The following is a 16,288-nucleotide window of genomic DNA, read 5'->3' on the forward strand; positions in this document are numbered from 1 at the left end:
GAAATTAAAAAATATATGTAGGTACATTGATTTGTTGAAATATGTACCTACATTTGTTGCGTCAACATCGCACTCCACATTTTCATCTCTCTTTATTATGGCTACCACCAACTGGACCCTCGACCCCATGCACTCTGAAGTGCAGTTCAAAGTGAAGCACTTGGTTATTTCTACCGTGACCGGCAACTTCAAAAAGTTTGAAGGTTCGGCAGTAACCGAAGGCGACACGTTCGAGGATGCTCAAATCAACTTCACGCTCGACGTCAACAGCATCGATACCAACCAGGAGGCCCGCGACCAGCACCTGAAGGCCGAGGACTTCTTCAACGCTGCGCAGTATCCCAACATCAAGTTCGAATCGACTTCCTTCAAAAAAGCCAGCGACGACACCTATAAGCTGCAAGGCAACCTCACGGTAAAAGACGTGACCAAGCCCGTAACGCTGGACGTAGAGCACGGCGGCACCGCCACCGACTTCTACGGCAACCTGAAAGCCGGCTTTGATGTAACCGGCAAAATCAACCGCAAAGAGTTCGGCCTGACTTGGGACGGCGTAACCGAAGCCGGCAGTATTGTGGTAGGCGAAGATATCAAGCTGGTTATCAGCGTACAGTTTGCCAAACAAGTAGAAGCTGCTGCGTAAGCTCCTTGTTATTATATATACAAAAAAGCCACTCCTGTGCAGGAGTGGCTTTTTTGTATGCACTGTTGATGGTCACTACTTCAACACTACGCTTTCCATTACGGCCTGGGCGGTGGGTTGCCACTGAGCCTGCTCGTCGGCGGGGGCGGTGAAGGTGAAGATGTACTGCTGGTCGCCCTCGATGGCGTATTGCACCAACTGGTAGCGCCGAATGGGCGCCATATTGCTACCCCGGCGCGTGTCGTTCACCGTCGAGACAAACTCCAGCACCACGAAATCGCGCTTGTTGATGGTGCGAATGTCCTCGGCCAGGAACTGCACCTTCGAGTACATATTCTGAATGCTGGCCTTATAAATCTTCACCAGCAGGGCGTAGTCGCGGTTGCTGAAGGAAGTAGGCTTCTGCGTCACGCTGAAATCGACGCGGCCGCTGGGGTTGCTGAACGCACCCAAGGGGCGGCGCTGGGCCGGAAACTTGGCCGCAATACCGTCGTCGGGGAGGGGTGCGAACGTGTCAGGCACGCCCACGGTCAGGTTCTTGGCAATGGTAGTTTTGCGCAGCTTAGGCGGCGCCACGAAAGCCGTAAGCACCATTAGAAAGAGTAGGGGAGCCAGACGGCTAAGAAAACGAGTTACTTGCATCATATAAAAACAAAAGTAGGGTAAGAACAACAACGGCGCGGCACTGGTGCCGCGCCGTTCCGTTAGCGCCGTTTTTTGGCAGAGGCCAAGGTAGGGTACTTGATGCGTACTTTTTTCCAATACACGTAGTTGCCGGTTTTGGCCTCTACCAAGTATGTGCCCGCCGGAATGCGGCCCAGCGATACGGGCTGCCCCGTATTGCTTTGCGGATCGAGGGCCGTGGTGTAAATAGGCTGATTCCGGTAGTTGGTCATTACCAGTGTGCCGGGTTTGGTGAACTGCTGCGTAAAGCTGAGCATAATCGTCTGCCCATCGGAGGTAGGGAATACGTCGATGCCCGAAAGGGTTTCTACGCGCTTAATAGGACCGTCGAGCACGATGGGCTCCACGTCGGATTTAGCTTTCACGACGGTGCCATTTTCGGCCTTCGTCTTGGTTTTGACTTTGGTGGGAGTTTGGGCCTGGGCGGCCGAAACAGTAAGGAAGGCAACAGCGAGAGACAGAAGGGCGGAACGTTTCATGGGTAGGAAAAAAACAGAAGTAGCCGGGAAAACAAAGTCGTTTCCCGGCTACTTGCAGAAGTTGGGCCAAATGTGGTTTATCCAAGCATTATTTGTGATGCCTTCGCTGTCATTCAGTTGTCACCCCTCGTTTGTCATCCTGAGCAGAGCGAAGGACCTTCTCAGGTAGGAACGAGTCATTGTTAAGAGCATCGTCCTGCCGTGAGAAGGTCCTTCGCTCCGCTCAGGATGACAGAAGAAAGGCTTTCCCTATCTCTACTTCTCAACCGTCACGTCTTTCAGATTATCGCTCGGTGTTCTGTCAATCAATAGGTTATAAGGGTCGATGCCGGCTTTGGCGGGCTTCTCGGGTACGGTTACGCTGAGGCGGGTAGTGCCGGGGCGGAAGCGGCGCTTCTGACGATACAGGATCACGTCTTGCCACTGGCCGCTGATTTTCTTGCGAGCTAGCACGCCCACATCAATCAGGTCGTTCATGTTGTTGGCGGGCGTTTCGTTGCCGAGGCTGTCGGCGTACACCTTCTTGGCGCTCAGTACCATGTCTACGCGGTATTGACCGTTGGGCAGCTTGTGGGCCGTCACGGAGTCTACCTTATTCTCATACAGCGTGATGCGCTCGAACATATCCGTGATAAGGTACTGCAACGAATCGGGGGTGACCTGGCGCAGGTGGCGCACCAAATCCAGCGAGGTCGTGTAGGGCGGCTCCTGGTACTGCACCTCTTTGATGTAGTCGGAAAGCGCCTGGTTTACCTTATCCTCGCCGATGTAATCGGCCAGGGCGTACATCACCACCGATCCTTTGCGGTAGTGGATATATTGCTGATTCTCTACCTTATACAGCGGCTGCTCGGCAATGCGCTCCTGGGCCCGGCCGCCTAGGTAGCTGTCCATTTCGTACTTCAGAAACTTACGCATCATGGCCTCGCCGTATTTCTGCTTCATCACCATCAGAGCCGAATACTGCGCCAGTGTTTCCACCATCAGCGTCGAGCCCTGCGCATCGGCCCCGATTACTTGGTGCGCCCACCACTGATGCGCTACCTCGTGGGCCGTCACGTAGTAGGGGTAGTCCACGTCGTCGGGGTTAGTGGTATCCACCTTGGCAATGAAGCCGATGCTCTCCGAAAACGGAATGGTATTAGGAAACGACTGCGCAAAGCTGCTATACCCCGGAAACTCTACAATGCGCACTTGCCGGTGCTGGTAAGGACTGAAATTCTTGGAATAATAAGCCAGCCCATCTTTCACGCCCCGAATCATCCGGTTGAGGTTGTACTCGTGGCCCGGCTGGTAGTAGATGCTGATATCCACGTTGTTCCACTTGGCCCGGCGCACCGCATAGCGCGCCGACTGGAACGAGTAGAAGTTCAGAATCGGCGCGTCCATGGCGTAGCGGAAATAGCGGCGCCCGCCTTCCTGCCATTCCTTTTGCAGGTAGCCGGGGGCCAGCGCAATCTGGTCGGGCACGGTGCTGACGGTGGCCGTGAAGCGTACCCAGTCGGCATCGTGGGCGATGTAGGTGTTTTGGCGGGCGGCTGTGTCGCCCAGCGGGCGCATGCGCGGCTTAGGCTTGAGACCGTACTTTTTGCGGGCGCCTTCCTCGCTCAGCTCGCTACCCTCGCTGTATCCGAGGTGGGGCATCATGGCGCTGTTGATGAAGGTGCCGTTCTCTACAATGTTGGTGCGGCGCGTGCTGTTCTCAAAACCCGGCGCGGGGTAGTAGAGGTCGAAGGCTAGGGGGAGAGAGTCGCCGGGAGCTAAGGGGCTGGGTAGGCGCTGCACGTAGAGACCCTGGGTAGTGTCGGTCAGTACGTTGCGGGCACCGGGGCCAGCTTGCAGCTTCCGGATGCGGGCCGTATTCAGCACGTCCAGCACCACCGAATCAATGGGCTGCTGAGTTTTATTCAGCACCCAGTATTGCCCGTGCGCCCGTGCCTCCTGCCGTCCGGGAAACAGATCTACTTGCACATCTACGGCCACAATGCGCGGCTGGGGCAGGCGTTGGAGGCGCTTGTACTGTTTTTCGTAGGCCACTCGATCTAGCTCGTCCTGCTTGCCGGTGCGGTATTTATTGAGAACGTTGGTGTTGTAGAAAATCCATGCGCCCAGTCCCACAAATGCCAGTAGCGCCAGCGCGAGCGTGATTTTGGCCGGGGTGCTGAAACGCCGTTGCGCCAGCTCCTGCCGGGTAGCCCAGGTGGTTTCGGTGCCGCGCACCCACAGCAGATTGGCTACCACCGCCAGGGCCACGGCCAGTGCCGCCCAGTAGCTCTTAAACCAGAAATAAGGCCCAATAAAATGCCCAAAGCCATTGAGCGCCGAGTAGCGAATGCCAGGATCAGAGCCATAGAGTAGCAGGTTGTGTTCCAATCCTACCTGTCCAGCCACAAACACCACGAATACGAAGTACAGAACCATCACCAAGTGCCCCATGTACTTGTTATTGACTACCACCTGCACCACCACCGCCAGCGTTACCAACAACCAGAAGTCCAGCAGCTTCAGGCCAAACAGCCAACGCAGATATAGACCAATTTCGAAGTGGTAGTAGCCGTAAGAAATCTGAGTGAGCAGGCCAAACACCAGTACCACCACCAGCAATACCACTGGTACCAGCAGCAGTGCTGCCAGCTTGGAAGCCAATGGTACCCAGTTCGGGATGGGTAGAGCATCGTAGAGCTGGTTCATGTGGGCGTCCCGCTCGCGCCATACCAATTCGCCGGCGTAAAACGTGACAATGGCCAACATAAACAGCGTAAACGAACTAGACAAAATCTCAATTACCTGCCCCGTTACGGGGTACGTCTGCGTGTCGTAAATCTTGCCGATTTGCAGGGCCGAAGCGAGTAGGAACGCCAAGCCGGCCACTACAATCGCAATGAAGTAGGGGCTTCGTAGTACGTCGCGCAGTTCCTGCCACGTCAGGCGGGCCCATTGCCGCAGGTGCTGGCCGGCGCCGAAATCCTGCTGCACCTGGGGTAGTACCAGTGTACCCACCGGCTGCACCGCCTTGCCCACGTCCTCGGGGCGCGTACGGCGTAGGCGCACGGTGTCCACGGTCTGCCCAAACCGAAACCGCAGGTAGCAGAATGTCACCAGCAGCAGCCCCACACCCAGCCACAGCAGGCGGTTGAGGCCCAGCAGGCCGGTGGGCGTAATCAGGCGGGTGTTTTTCTCGGCGGGTGTCCAGTATTTGGTGAGTAAAGACAGCGCCCCGTTACCCATGGGGTCGAGCAAAGACGCCAGCGTTTGGTTGTCGAGGTCTGAAAGCTGACTTTGGGCCACGAAATAGAGCACCAGAAAGATAATGCTGCCCACATAGGTGCTCAGCGCCTGCCGCGTGAGGGTAGCCAACACAAAGAAAATAGCCCCGGCAAACAGCGCGTTCGGCAACACAAACGTGAGGTAGGGCATCAAGTAGGCCCCTACCTGCGACGGTCCCAGCTTGGTAGCCGCAATGCCCGGAAACAGTGTGCCAATCCACAGCCCTACCCCAATGCCGCTGAAGACCAGCAGCGTAACGAGCAAGGTGCCGAAAAAGCGCCCACCCAAATAGCCGGCCTTGCTGATGGGCGCCGTGTATAACAGCGGGTGCATGCGGCTGTCGAAATCGCGCAGCACTGCCGGCCCGAACATGGCCGAAATAATCAGCACGCCCGGCACAATGGTGAGCACGCTGATCAGCCCATTGAGCGCAAACGGCGAGTTGATGTACACCTTGCTGTTGCCCACCGATGCCGTGACGCCTTCAAAGAAGCCGCCCGTCATCAGCATCATCAGCAAGCCAATGCCCAGCAGGATAAAGAAATAGATATACGTAGCCGGCCGTCGGAGCCGGTACCAAAGTTCAAACTTGAGAATAGCGAGAAGCATGCGAGGAAGAATAAGAAGGATAGAAATGACGCTGGTGTAACCCCACCCCCTAGCCCCCTCCCCTCCGGGAGAGGGGGAACTAATCCTAGTCTTAACCTTTAGAAATCTAAAAGCTAGTCCCCCTCTCCCGGAGGGGAGGGGGCTAGGGGGTGGGGTTACGCCAATGCCACCTTCCGCTCAGCCTGCGCAATGCGGGCGAAATACACGTCCTCCAGGGTAGGGGTAATGCCCTCGTAGTCTGGCCCCGGCTGCGCGTCGCTGACCACGTGCACGATGGTGCGGCCGGCGAATAGGCGCGTCGAAATCACTTGCTGTTCCTGTTGCAAAGCGGGCAGCTGGTCTTTGTCCACGGTGCGGCGCCAGAGCTGGCCGTTCAGCTCCTGCATCACCAGCAGCGGGTCGCCGGTGAGCAGCACCTGGCCTTTGTTGATGATGGCCATGTTGCGGCACAAGTCGCTCACGTCGGACACAATGTGCGTGCTCAGAATCACAATGATGTTCTCCCCGATTTCGGCCAGCAGGTTGTGGAAGCGGTTACGCTCGGCCGGGTCGAGGCCGGCGGTGGGCTCGTCCACAATAATCAGGCGCGGGTTGCCCAGCAGCGCCTGCGCAATGCCGAAGCGCTGCTTCATGCCGCCGGAGTAGCCGCCCAGATTTTTCTTGCGCACCTCATAGAGGTTGGTGCGCTGGAGCAGGCCATGCACCACCTCGCGCCGTTGCTTGCTGTCGCTCAGTCCTTTGAGTACGGCAAAGTGGTCGAGTAGCTGTTCGGCCGAAATCTTAGGATACACACCAAACTCCTGCGGCAGGTAGCCCAGCACCCGGCGCACGGCGTCTTTGTCGCGCAGCACATCTATATCGCCCAGCGTGATGCTGCCGCTATCGGCCTCCTGTAGGGTAGCAATGGTGCGCATCAGCGACGACTTGCCGGCGCCGTTCGGGCCAAGCAGGCCAAACATGCCGGTCGGGATGCGCAAGGATACATTTTGGAGGGCGCGTACGCCGTTGCCATAGGTCTTCGATAAATTCTCGATAAGTAGCTCCATCGTGCTGCTGACTGATTGGTAAGGGGTAGGGATGATGGGGATAAGATAGCGGAAACGCTATAGAAGTTGCGTAGTAATATTTATTTCTCGCAGAGGTGCGTGGGGGTAGGCGCAAAGGTCCGCAGAGCGCGACGACAGTTGACGTTAGAACTCCGCGCACCTCTGCGAGAAATTCGTTTTACCTTCGCAACCGTAAAACATTACCACTATGCTTCGTACGCACACCAATGGCGAGCTTCGCCTCGAAAATGCTGGTCAAACTGTAACGCTTGTTGGTTGGGTGCAGCGCACCCGCGACAAAGGCGGCATTTTCTGGATTGATCTGCGCGACCGGTACGGCATCACGCAGTTGGCGCTGGAAGAAGGCCGCGAGGCCGAAACCCTACGCGAAGCCGCCCGCGAGCTGGGTCGCGAGTTCGTGATTCAGGTGACCGGCAAAGTGGCCGAGCGCTACTCCAAAAACGACAAGATGCCCACCGGCGACATTGAAATTCGGGTGGAGAGCCTGGAGGTGCTCAACCCGGCTAAGCTGCCGCCCTTCCTCATCGAAGACGACACTGACGGCGGCGACGACCTGCGCATGAAGTACCGCTACCTCGACCTGCGCCGCGCGCCCGTGCGCCAGAATCTGATGCTGCGCCACCGCATGGCCCAGGCCGTGCGCCGCTACCTCGACGCGCAACAGTTCATCGAGGTGGAAACGCCCGTGCTCATCAAAAGCACGCCCGAAGGCGCCCGCGACTTTGTGGTGCCCTCGCGCATGAACCCCGGCGAGTTCTACGCCCTACCCCAGTCGCCCCAAACCTTCAAGCAACTCCTGATGGTGTCGGGCTTCGACCGCTACTTCCAGATTGTGAAGTGCTTCCGCGACGAAGACCTGCGCGCCGACCGCCAGCCGGAGTTCACCCAAATCGACTGCGAAATGGCCTTCGTAGAGCAAGAAGACATCCTGAACACCTTCGAAGGCCTGGTGCAATACCTGTTCGAAGAGGTGAAAGGCCTGGAAATCGGCAAGCTACCCCGCATGGATTACGCCGATGCCATGCGTTACTACGGCAACGACAAGCCCGACACACGCTTCGAGATGAAGTTCGTGGAGCTGAATGACGTGGTGAAAGGCCAGGGTTTCCCGGTATTCGACAATGCGGAACTGGTAGTAGGCATCAACGCCATGAGCTGCGCCGCCTACACCCGCAAGCAGGTAGACGAGCTGACGGAATTCGTAAAGCGTCCCCAACTGGGTGCTACCGGCTTGGTATACGCTCGCATAGAAGCCGGCGGCACCGTGAAGTCGTCGGTGGATAAGTTCTACTCGCAGGAGGAGCTACAGAAGTGGAAAGCTGCTTTCAACGCCAACGAGGGTGATTTGCTGCTGATCTTGGCCGGCCCTGCCGATAAAACCCGCAAGGCCCTAAGCGAACTGCGTCTGGAAATGGGCCAGCGCCTCGGCCTGCGCGACAAGGATACCTTCTCGGCCCTGTGGGTAGTAGACTTTCCCCTGCTCGAATACATCGAGGAAGAAGGCCGCTACTTCGCCATGCACCACCCCTTCACCTCGCCCAAGCCCGAGGACGTGGCCCTACTCGACAACCCCGCCACCATCGGCCAGGCCCGCGCCAACGCCTATGATATGGTGATTAACGGGGTAGAGGTAGGGGGCGGCTCCATCCGTATCCACAACCGCGCCGTGCAGGCCCAGATGTTCTCCTTACTCGGTTTTAGCCCCGAGGAAGCGCAGGCGCAATTCGGCTTCCTGCTCGACGCTTTCGAGTACGGCGCCCCGCCCCACGGCGGCATCGCCTTCGGCTTCGACCGCCTGTGCAGCCTCTTTGGCGGCGCCGACTCCATCCGCGACTTCATCGCCTTCCCCAAGAACAACTCGGGCAGGGACGTGATGATTGACTCGCCTTCCGAGATTTCGCAGGCGCAACTGAAGGAGTTGAGTATTAAGACGGATGTGGTAGCGGGGAAGTAGAATTTCTAGAAAGTAACACACATAAGAAAGGGGCGCCTGATACTTCAGGCGCCCCTTTCTTATGTGTGAATAGGTATGTTAGAAACCCAGGCCCACGGCCATAGCGCGCAGGGGGGTAGGAAGGTCGGCGCCTTTGGTGGCGGCGCCGGAAGTCAGGTTGATGGTGTACACGCTGGCGCTGGTGCCTACCGTCAGCACGGCAAAGCCGGTGCCGCTGGTGCCGCCAATGTCAAAGCCATTTGCACCGGTCGTGTTCACGCCCAGCGCGCCCACTGCTACCAGAGTACCGTTGTTAGGTGGGTCCTGGCGGTAGAGCTGGTCGTTGTTCGAGTCGATGTTGTAGAGTACCGTGGTGGTGGTACCAGCGAAGTTGTTGGTGTAGGCCGATGCCGTTACGTTGGGTGTACCTGGGTTCAATGGGCCATCTATAATAGCCACACCATCAATTGGGTTCACGCGCAGGTTGATACCTGTATTGCTTATAATGCGGATGCGGTCTGCCACTGGATTGAAATCAAACCCAAATTCCACACCCGAGAGGGGTAGAAGCACACTACCTACCACCGTAGCCACGCCCGACGACATATTGATGGTATACACACGGTTAGTGCTACCCAAGCCGTAGAGCTGGCCGGTGGCGGGGCGCATGTCTAGGCCCACAATCTGCTCACCGCTCTGCACGCCCGTAATAGGCTTCGATACCTGCGTTTGGGGGCTGGTGGGGTTGAAGGTGATGAAGTTGTTGCTGGCATCTACGCCGTAGGCGACTGCCTGGGTAGGAATGGCCAACCCGATGATGTTGTTATCGTCGTCGAAATCGTCGTAGCGCGTGGCGCGGCCCGAGGTCAGGTCAATCTTATATAGGCCCGAGCGGTTGTCTACGGTGAGGGCAGCAAAGGCGTCGTTGGTGCCGGCGGCAATGTCGAAACCACTCATGCCCGTCACGTTCACGCCCAGGTCGCCAATGGCTACCAGCGTACCGTTGTTGGGTGGGTCTTGCCGGTATAGGCGGTCTGTGGCCGGATCAATGTCGTAGAGCGTCGTTGTGGCGGTGCCCGATACCGAGTTGGTGTAGGCCACAGCCGAAATAGCCGCGTTGGTCACGCCGTTGATGCTGCCATCGGTTGCCACTACGCCGCCGGTTTCAGGGTTCAGGCGCAGGTTCTGGCCGGTGTTGGTTACCAGGCGCAGGCGGTCTACGGTAGGGTTGAAGTCGATGGTAGCCATCGTACCATTGATAGCAGGGGTGAAGGGGGCGGTGCCTACTACACGCGCCGCGCCGGTAGCAGGGTTGATAACGTAGAGCCGGCTAGTGCTGCCTAGACCATACAGTTGGCCGGTGGCAGGACGGTAGTCGATGCTCATGATTTTCTCGCCGCTTTGCAGACCCGTGATGGTAACGGGGGCAGGCGATTCGTCGGCATCATTGGCATTTAACGACAACAGTTGGTTGTTGTCAGTCAGCGCCTGAAATCCCAGGTCAATTTTATTGACGGTAGGATCATCTGAGTCGTCGCTACAGGCAGTGAACATGCCTGACAGACCGAATGCTAAAGCCAGCGTGCCGGCAGTTTTTAGAAAGGAGTGTTTCATTGTGCTAGGGTTATTATTATACTACCCCAGCCTTACGGCACCCACTACCGTTCAGATTGAATCAGCTTCATAATATATATAACTATTTGATATACAGACATTAAAAGGAAATTAAAGCTAAATTAATAAGTTTTAATACCCTTTTTTAGTTGGAAGGAGAAATAGCACTGCCGTACCCCGAGGCCGTAGCAAACGCCATTAGTGATAAGAAATAGGCAAGCGTATAAGCATGCACGTTGGCGGCGCCATAGGTAAGTAAAACAAGCTGTTGGAAAATTTTCTTGAAATGGAGCTAGGGAATTCAGAGCTTATTTAGATATTTGTCTAAATATAAAATTAGTACTTGAACGCTCTCTTCAAAGCCCTCAACGACCCTACTCGCCGCGCCATCCTGGAATTGCTGCGCGAAGGCCCCCGCACGGCCGGCGACATTGCCGAGGCCTTCCACTTCTCCAAGCCTACCATCAGCCACCACCTCGACCTACTCCGCCAAGCCGACCTCGTCACCAGCGACAAGCAAGGCCAGTTCGTGACCTATACCTTGAACATGACGGTGTTTGATGAGATTATCGGCTGGATGATGCAGTTCAAAAATTCTTCCGATACCACTACTACATGAAGCCTTTATTCTCTATCCGTCAGAAGGTTGTATTGTGCAGTATTGTCGTCTTGCCACTACTATACATGCTATTCCTACTGGCTACGCTACCCTCCACGCAGTACCAGCATATCCCCTGGATCTTTTTATTGCCGATAACGGTAGCCCTCACGCAGATACTCACTGATTTTAGATTAATTGGTGCGCAAAGGGTTCATATAGAGCGAGTTATTGGCAACCGTAGTCTTCGCAAGTCACACGGAGTAATAATAGCGTTTCTGAGCCTGCAGTTCTGTTACTACTTGTACAATACCACGCATCCTGATACGATTTCGCCACAGTGGGTAGCAACCGCGCTGGCTGTATTCATGGTATTACTAGGAAACTATCAGGTAGCGTTAGGCCAGCCAAAATACTTGCTTCTCACGTTCAACACGCCTTTTATGCAGCACTACGGCGACTTGGTGACACGCAGCTACCGTCTAGCGGGGCGGTTGTTATTTGCGAGCGGACTGCTGGTAATGCTACCCATATAAATCCTACCGGCTAGCTATGCTCTTTTTCTTGTTGTCAGCTTAATACTAGGAGCTTATCTGCTAGCTGTTTTACTTTTTGGTTGGCAATGCGGGCGGCGTTGGGTGCAGTTAAAATTAGCTGCGGAAGGACCATTGTAAAAGATTCATCATTCTATCTTCTAGCAGTATGAAAACGAACCTTTCCTTTTGGCAGTTGCTGACGTTGGTATTATTGGTATTACCTACTATTTATTTAACAGGAGTATGGGATGAGCTACCTGCACAAATCCCTACCCACTTCGACATTAATGGGCAGCCAAATGGCTATACCGCCAAGGAGTCGATGTGGTGGTTGTGCCTGGTGGCACCGCTTGCTATCTACTTGCTATTAACATGGTTGCCGCGCTTCGATCCCAAACGGCGCGTAGATAGTGCTGCTACCAACTTCCAGAAACTCCGCCTGACGTTGGTGGCCGGCTTAAGCGTATTCGGCTGCATGAGCTTATACGCAGCGCTCCATCCTAGTATAATGACTGGGAAAGAAGCAGTGCTGGCATTAAGCATCTTCTTCGCGCTACTCGGCAACTATCTCACGACAGTTCGCCCCAACTACTTTGTGGGCATCCGGACACCGTGGGCGCTGGAATTTCCCGTGATATGGGAGAAAACCCACCGGCTGGGCGGGCGACTGTTCTTTTGGTCAGGACTGGTGGTGATGATAGCTACAGTGGTAGTATCCACCAAAGTCGCTAATACGTTACTGGCCACGTTAATTCTAACTTCGGTGGTCATCACGTATGGGTACTCCTACGGCGTGTACCGCCAACAAGAGAAAACACTAGGGTAGTAGAACTGTTGGGATACATCAGCCCGAAACCCCTATCTTCGGCAGTAGTCTCCCTACCCCATAATTTCCGGCCGGTATGAATGCCCTCCGCCACGTCGACCTGACGAAAGTCTTTCTTGTTGATATAGAAACGGTTCCCTGCGAAGATTGCCACAGCAAACTGAGCACCGAGCGCCAAGCGCTGTGGGATAAGTTTTGCGGCAAGCGGCACCAGCGCGAAATCACGGAGGGTAAAACAGCCAGCGAATTGTTTGGCAACGCGGGCTTGTACGCCGAGTTTGGCAAAATCGTGTGCATCTCGGTGGGCTACTTCCGCATGCTACCCGATGAAACGCTGGAGTTCCGCGTGAAGTCCTTCGCCGATGACGATGAGTGCGTGGTGTTGAAAGGCTTTGCCAACTTGCTGGACCGTCACAAGCCCTTTGGTGACTTGCGCAGCCGCTTCCCGGGCGCCTCGCCCGATGGCTATTTTCTGTGCGCCCACAATGGCCGCGAGTTCGACTACGCTTACCTCGGCCGTCGCATGGTCATCTGTGGCATCTCCCTACCCCCCATGCTCGACATTGCCGGCTACAAGCCTTGGGACCTGCCTCACCTGCTCGACACGATGGACATGTGGAAGTTTGGCGACAACAAAGGCTATACGTCGTTGGCCTTGTTGGCGGGCGCCTTCAATATTCCGTCACCCAAAGACGATATTGATGGCTCGCAAGTAGGGGAGGTGTATTGGAAAGAAAAGAACCTGGCGCGCATCGTTACCTACTGCCAGAAAGATGTAGAAACCACTGCCCGCGTGCTGCTGCACCTCAGTGGGCAACGGGAACTGTGGTCTACCGTGGAGCTGATCCACATGCCCTGGCCCGATGTGAAGATGCAGGTGGCGTAAGCAAAAACCGCTGTTATTCTAAACAAAGCGAAGGACCTTATCACGTTGAACGAGTCGTTGTTGCGACAGTCGTTCATACGTGATAAGGTCCTTCGCTTTGTTTAGAATAACAGCGGTTTTTGCCTGAGCAAATACTTCTACAGCAGCCCGCTTACCAAACCGGGCAATACGCCCAGCACAACCGTAAGCAGGGCCAGCACCACCAGCATCACCGATTGAAAGCTGCTGACATAAACCGGCTGCGCATTCTCCGGCAATGGCCGCAGATACGCTGCAATAACCGGCCGCAGGTAGTAGTAGATACTAACCATCGACATCACCAGAGCAAACACCACCAGCCCAATATAGCCTTGGCTAACAGCAGCCGAGAACACGAAGAATTTACCGAAGAAGCCCCCCGTGAGCGGGATACCCGCCAACGACAGCATCGAAATGGTGAGGCAACCCGCTAGGAGTGGGTTGGTTCGGTACAGGCCGCCAAAGCCGTCGTAGTCCTCGCGCTGGCGCTGATCGGCTACCAGCTTCAGCACCGCAAAAGCCGATATAGTAGCTACTGAGTAAGCCAGCGAATAAAAGAAAATACCGTTGGCCGACAGGTTTTGATCGAACGCTACCAGGGCAATGAATAGGTAGCCGGCGTGCGAAATGCTGGAGTAGGCCAGCATGCGCTTCACGCTAGTTTGGGCTACCGCGCCTAGATTGCCAATGAGCAGCGTCAGAATAGTAATAGCCAGCACGGTAGGTAGCCAGAACGACTGTGCCCCCCCGAAACCAACAAGCAACAGCTTGAAAAAAGCAGCGAAGCCAGCTGTTTTCACCACCGTACTCATATAAGCCGTGAAGAAGGTAGGGCTACCTTCGTACACATCGGGGGTCCAGAAGTGGAAAGGGGCTGCGCCTACCTTGAAGCTGATGCCAATGATAATCAACAGGATGCCAACATACAGCATTGGAGTGAACTCCGCATTTGCCGGATTAGTAACGGCAGCACTCAGTTGAGAAAGATAAAACGTGCCCGTAGCGCCGTACACCAGTGCTACCCCGAACAGCAAAATACCCGTGGCAAAGGCACCCATCAGGAAGTACTTGAGCGCGGCTTCGTTGGAGCGGGCGTTGCGCTTGTCGGCACCGGCCACCACGTACATCGAAATGCTCATAATCTCAATGCCGATAAACAGCATCAGCATGTTATTGTAGGCCACCATCATAATGGCGCCTACCAGCGCAAACAGCAGCAGCGAGTAGTATTCGGCCAGGTTGGCTTCGCCCTCGCGCACGTATTTCTCGGAGAAGGGTAGGAGCAGCAGCGTGGTCAGGACCACAATACCCGTGAAGGCTACCGTGTAGCGGTCCACCACCAGCATTTCGCTGAAGAAGCTTTGCGTACCCAGGCTCCAGTCGTAAGCGTTGGCCCCAAATACAATGACCAGCACCAGCATCGCCAGGGGCATCAGCAGCTTGTTGGAGCGCAGAAAACCCAAAAACAGGTTGATGATGCCAAAAACGGAAAGTATAATGAGAGAAGTCATGGGATGAGAAGCTATTAGCTATTAGCTGTTGGCTGCTAGCTTTTGTCGTTGCACGGTTAGCTACCAGCTAACAGCGAGTGGCCAGCAGCCAAAAAGTACCTATCGTTTCACGATATTCAGCAGCTGCATCACCGCTGGTTCCGAAATGTGCAGGAAGGTGTTCGGGAACAGACCAATCCAGAAGACCAATACCACTAGCGGAACCATCACGGCCAGTTCGGCGCCGGTAAGGTCAGTAATGGTGGCAGAGAAGCTTGAATCCGGCCCCAGCATCACCCGCTGGAACATGCGTAGCAGGTAAACCGCTGCAAAGATGACCGTGAGGCCTGCCACCGCGCCCATCCAGGCGTTGTATTCATATACACCCGCTAGCAATAGGAACTCGCCCACAAAACCGCTGGTGAGGGGTAAGGCTGCTGAGCCCAGCAGCACTACCAGGAAGGTAACTGTGAGCAGGGGTGTGCGGCGCGTGAGGCCACCGAGGTCGGCGATGTTGCGGGTGCCGGTGCGGCGCTCAATCACGTCGGCGGCGAAGAACAGGCCGACCACGTTCACGCCGTGGGCCAGCATCTGAATCACGGCGCCTTGCAGGCCAATTTGGGTAAGCGAGAACATACCTGCGGCCATCAGGCCCACGTGCGAAAACGAAGAGTAGGCAATCAGGCGCTTGATGTCGTGCTGCCGGATGGCGATGATGGCTCCGTACACGATACCGATAATTGACAGAATCAGCACCAGCGGCTGCCATTGGCTTACGCCGTAAGGGACAACGGGTAGAAGCCAGCGCATCACGCCATACACACCCATTTTCAGCATGATGCCCGAGAGCAGCATGGTCGCCACCGTGGGCGACTCGGTATAGGTGTCCGGCTGCCAAGTATGGAAGGGAAAGATGGGCATTTTCACGGCGAAGGCCGCGAAAATCAGCCAGAACAGCCACGACTGCTCGCTGCTGCTCAGGTTCAGGTTGTAGAAAGCCGACAGCTCCGAAGAGTGCTGCGCCAGCCCTGACGCGGCCGGGCCGGTCTGGAAATACAGGTACACGAAGCCGGCCAGCATAAACAGCGAGCCAATGATGGTATACAGGAAGAACTTGAACGTGACCTGTACGCGCCGCTCGCCACCCCACACGCCGGCAATGAAGTAAATGGGAATAAGTGCCACTTCCCAGAAGAAGTAGAACAAGAACGCATCCAGCGACACGAACACGCCTACCAGCCCGGTTTGCATAAACAGCACCAGCGCGTACAGCGTGGAGGGGTTCTCATACTCGCGGCGGAAGGCGGCTAGCAGAATGATGGGCACTAGAAACGCCGTGAGCAGCACCAGCAACACGCTCAGGCCATCCATGCCTACGTGGAAGTTGATGCCCGCAGAGGCTACCCACTGGTAGCTGACATCGAACTGACCGCTAACGTTGCCGCGCGACACGATGGCAGCGAAGGCGGCTACCGCCAGTTCAACCAGCGCCGCGCCCAAGGCCACCACGCGGGCCGCGCCCCCTTTAAAGAAGTGCAGCAGTAAAGCAGCCGCCACGGGCCAGAGTAGGAGAAAGACGGTGAGCATTAGCTAATCAGGTTGTTCTTGGGGCGCTCTGAAACAAGGAGCGGTAAGTCA

At 55.8% G+C, this 16,288-nt stretch carries 12 protein-coding genes; 5 read left to right on the forward strand and 7 right to left on the reverse strand.

The window, feature by feature from the left end:
- Positions 1 to 97: 97 nt before the first annotated feature.
- A complete protein-coding gene (locus J4D97_RS12225) occupies positions 98 to 643 on the forward strand; it encodes a YceI family protein (RefSeq protein WP_185282457.1) in 546 nt (181 codons plus the stop codon).
- A 75-nt stretch (positions 644 to 718) separates the two neighbouring features.
- On the opposite strand, the gene J4D97_RS12230 is transcribed toward J4D97_RS12225, so the two are convergent.
- The 4 genes from J4D97_RS12230 to J4D97_RS12245 all read right to left on the reverse strand — a co-directional run bounded on the left by J4D97_RS12230 (position 719) and on the right by J4D97_RS12245 (position 6,728).
- Positions 719 to 1,288 (reverse strand): hypothetical protein, encoded by a 570-nt coding sequence (locus J4D97_RS12230; protein ID WP_208307817.1) that lies wholly within the window; start codon positions 1,286 to 1,288, stop codon positions 719 to 721.
- A 59-nt stretch (positions 1,289 to 1,347) separates the two neighbouring features.
- Complete coding sequence (locus tag J4D97_RS12235) at positions 1,348 to 1,806, reverse strand: hypothetical protein (protein ID WP_185282459.1); 459 nt, start codon at positions 1,804 to 1,806, stop codon at positions 1,348 to 1,350.
- A 255-nt stretch (positions 1,807 to 2,061) separates the two neighbouring features.
- On the reverse strand, positions 2,062 to 5,682 hold the full coding sequence (locus tag J4D97_RS12240; protein WP_208307818.1) for an ABC transporter permease/M1 family aminopeptidase: 3,621 nt from the start codon (positions 5,680 to 5,682) through the stop codon (positions 2,062 to 2,064).
- A 155-nt stretch (positions 5,683 to 5,837) separates the two neighbouring features.
- Complete coding sequence (locus J4D97_RS12245; RefSeq protein ID WP_185282461.1) at positions 5,838 to 6,728, reverse strand: ABC transporter ATP-binding protein; 891 nt, start codon at positions 6,726 to 6,728, stop codon at positions 5,838 to 5,840.
- A 208-nt stretch (positions 6,729 to 6,936) separates the two neighbouring features.
- Between J4D97_RS12245 and aspS the strand changes: the two genes are divergently transcribed.
- Positions 6,937 to 8,703, forward strand: coding sequence for an aspartate--tRNA ligase (gene aspS / locus J4D97_RS12250; protein ID WP_208307819.1), 1,767 nt, complete (start codon positions 6,937 to 6,939; stop codon positions 8,701 to 8,703).
- A 78-nt stretch (positions 8,704 to 8,781) separates the two neighbouring features.
- On the opposite strand, the gene J4D97_RS12255 is transcribed toward aspS, so the two are convergent.
- Positions 8,782 to 10,296, reverse strand: a complete 1,515-nt coding sequence (locus J4D97_RS12255; protein ID WP_208307820.1) for a DUF4394 domain-containing protein — start codon at positions 10,294 to 10,296, stop codon at positions 8,782 to 8,784.
- A 343-nt stretch (positions 10,297 to 10,639) separates the two neighbouring features.
- Between J4D97_RS12255 and J4D97_RS12260 the strand changes: the two genes are divergently transcribed.
- From J4D97_RS12260 to J4D97_RS12270, 3 genes are all read left to right on the forward strand, one after another.
- Positions 10,640 to 10,915, forward strand: coding sequence for an autorepressor SdpR family transcription factor (locus tag J4D97_RS12260; protein WP_208307821.1), 276 nt, complete (start codon positions 10,640 to 10,642; stop codon positions 10,913 to 10,915).
- 681 nt (positions 10,916 to 11,596) lie between these two features.
- Positions 11,597 to 12,256, forward strand: a complete 660-nt coding sequence (locus J4D97_RS12265; protein ID WP_208307822.1) for an SdpI family protein — start codon at positions 11,597 to 11,599, stop codon at positions 12,254 to 12,256.
- A gap of 76 nt (positions 12,257 to 12,332) precedes the next feature.
- Positions 12,333 to 13,142: a 3'-5' exonuclease gene (locus J4D97_RS12270; protein WP_208307823.1), complete on the forward strand. Its 810-nt coding sequence runs from the start codon at positions 12,333 to 12,335 to the stop codon at positions 13,140 to 13,142.
- A 137-nt stretch (positions 13,143 to 13,279) separates the two neighbouring features.
- On the opposite strand, the gene J4D97_RS12275 is transcribed toward J4D97_RS12270, so the two are convergent.
- A complete protein-coding gene (locus J4D97_RS12275; RefSeq protein WP_208307824.1) occupies positions 13,280 to 14,671 on the reverse strand; it encodes an NADH-quinone oxidoreductase subunit N in 1,392 nt (463 codons plus the stop codon).
- Positions 14,672 to 14,770: 99 nt separating this feature from the next.
- A complete protein-coding gene (locus J4D97_RS12280) occupies positions 14,771 to 16,237 on the reverse strand; it encodes a complex I subunit 4 family protein (protein WP_208307825.1) in 1,467 nt (488 codons plus the stop codon).
- Positions 16,238 to 16,288: the final 51 nt, after the last annotated feature.

The sequence above is a fragment of the Hymenobacter defluvii genome (assembly GCF_017589435.1).
GTDB lineage: Bacteria > Bacteroidota > Bacteroidia > Cytophagales > Hymenobacteraceae > Hymenobacter > Hymenobacter profundi.

Bases quoted from the DNA above. Each gene is read 5' to 3' on its own strand.
- J4D97_RS12225 (WP_185282457.1), top strand. From the start codon at position 98: ATGGCTACCACCAACTGGACCCTCGACCCCATGCACTCTGAAGTGCAG.
- J4D97_RS12230 (WP_208307817.1), bottom strand. From the start codon at position 1,288: ATGATGCAAGTAACTCGTTTTCTTAGCCGTCTGGCTCCCCTACTCTTT.
- J4D97_RS12235 (WP_185282459.1), bottom strand. From the start codon at position 1,806: ATGAAACGTTCCGCCCTTCTGTCTCTCGCTGTTGCCTTCCTTACTGTT.
- J4D97_RS12240 (WP_208307818.1), bottom strand. From the start codon at position 5,682: ATGCTTCTCGCTATTCTCAAGTTTGAACTTTGGTACCGGCTCCGACGG.
- J4D97_RS12245 (WP_185282461.1), bottom strand. From the start codon at position 6,728: ATGGAGCTACTTATCGAGAATTTATCGAAGACCTATGGCAACGGCGTA.
- aspS (WP_208307819.1), top strand. From the start codon at position 6,937: ATGCTTCGTACGCACACCAATGGCGAGCTTCGCCTCGAAAATGCTGGT.
- J4D97_RS12255 (WP_208307820.1), bottom strand. From the start codon at position 10,296: ATGAAACACTCCTTTCTAAAAACTGCCGGCACGCTGGCTTTAGCATTC.
- J4D97_RS12265 (WP_208307822.1), top strand. From the start codon at position 11,597: ATGAAAACGAACCTTTCCTTTTGGCAGTTGCTGACGTTGGTATTATTG.
- J4D97_RS12270 (WP_208307823.1), top strand. From the start codon at position 12,333: ATGAATGCCCTCCGCCACGTCGACCTGACGAAAGTCTTTCTTGTTGAT.
- J4D97_RS12275 (WP_208307824.1), bottom strand. From the start codon at position 14,671: ATGACTTCTCTCATTATACTTTCCGTTTTTGGCATCATCAACCTGTTT.
- J4D97_RS12280 (WP_208307825.1), bottom strand. From the start codon at position 16,237: ATGCTCACCGTCTTTCTCCTACTCTGGCCCGTGGCGGCTGCTTTACTG.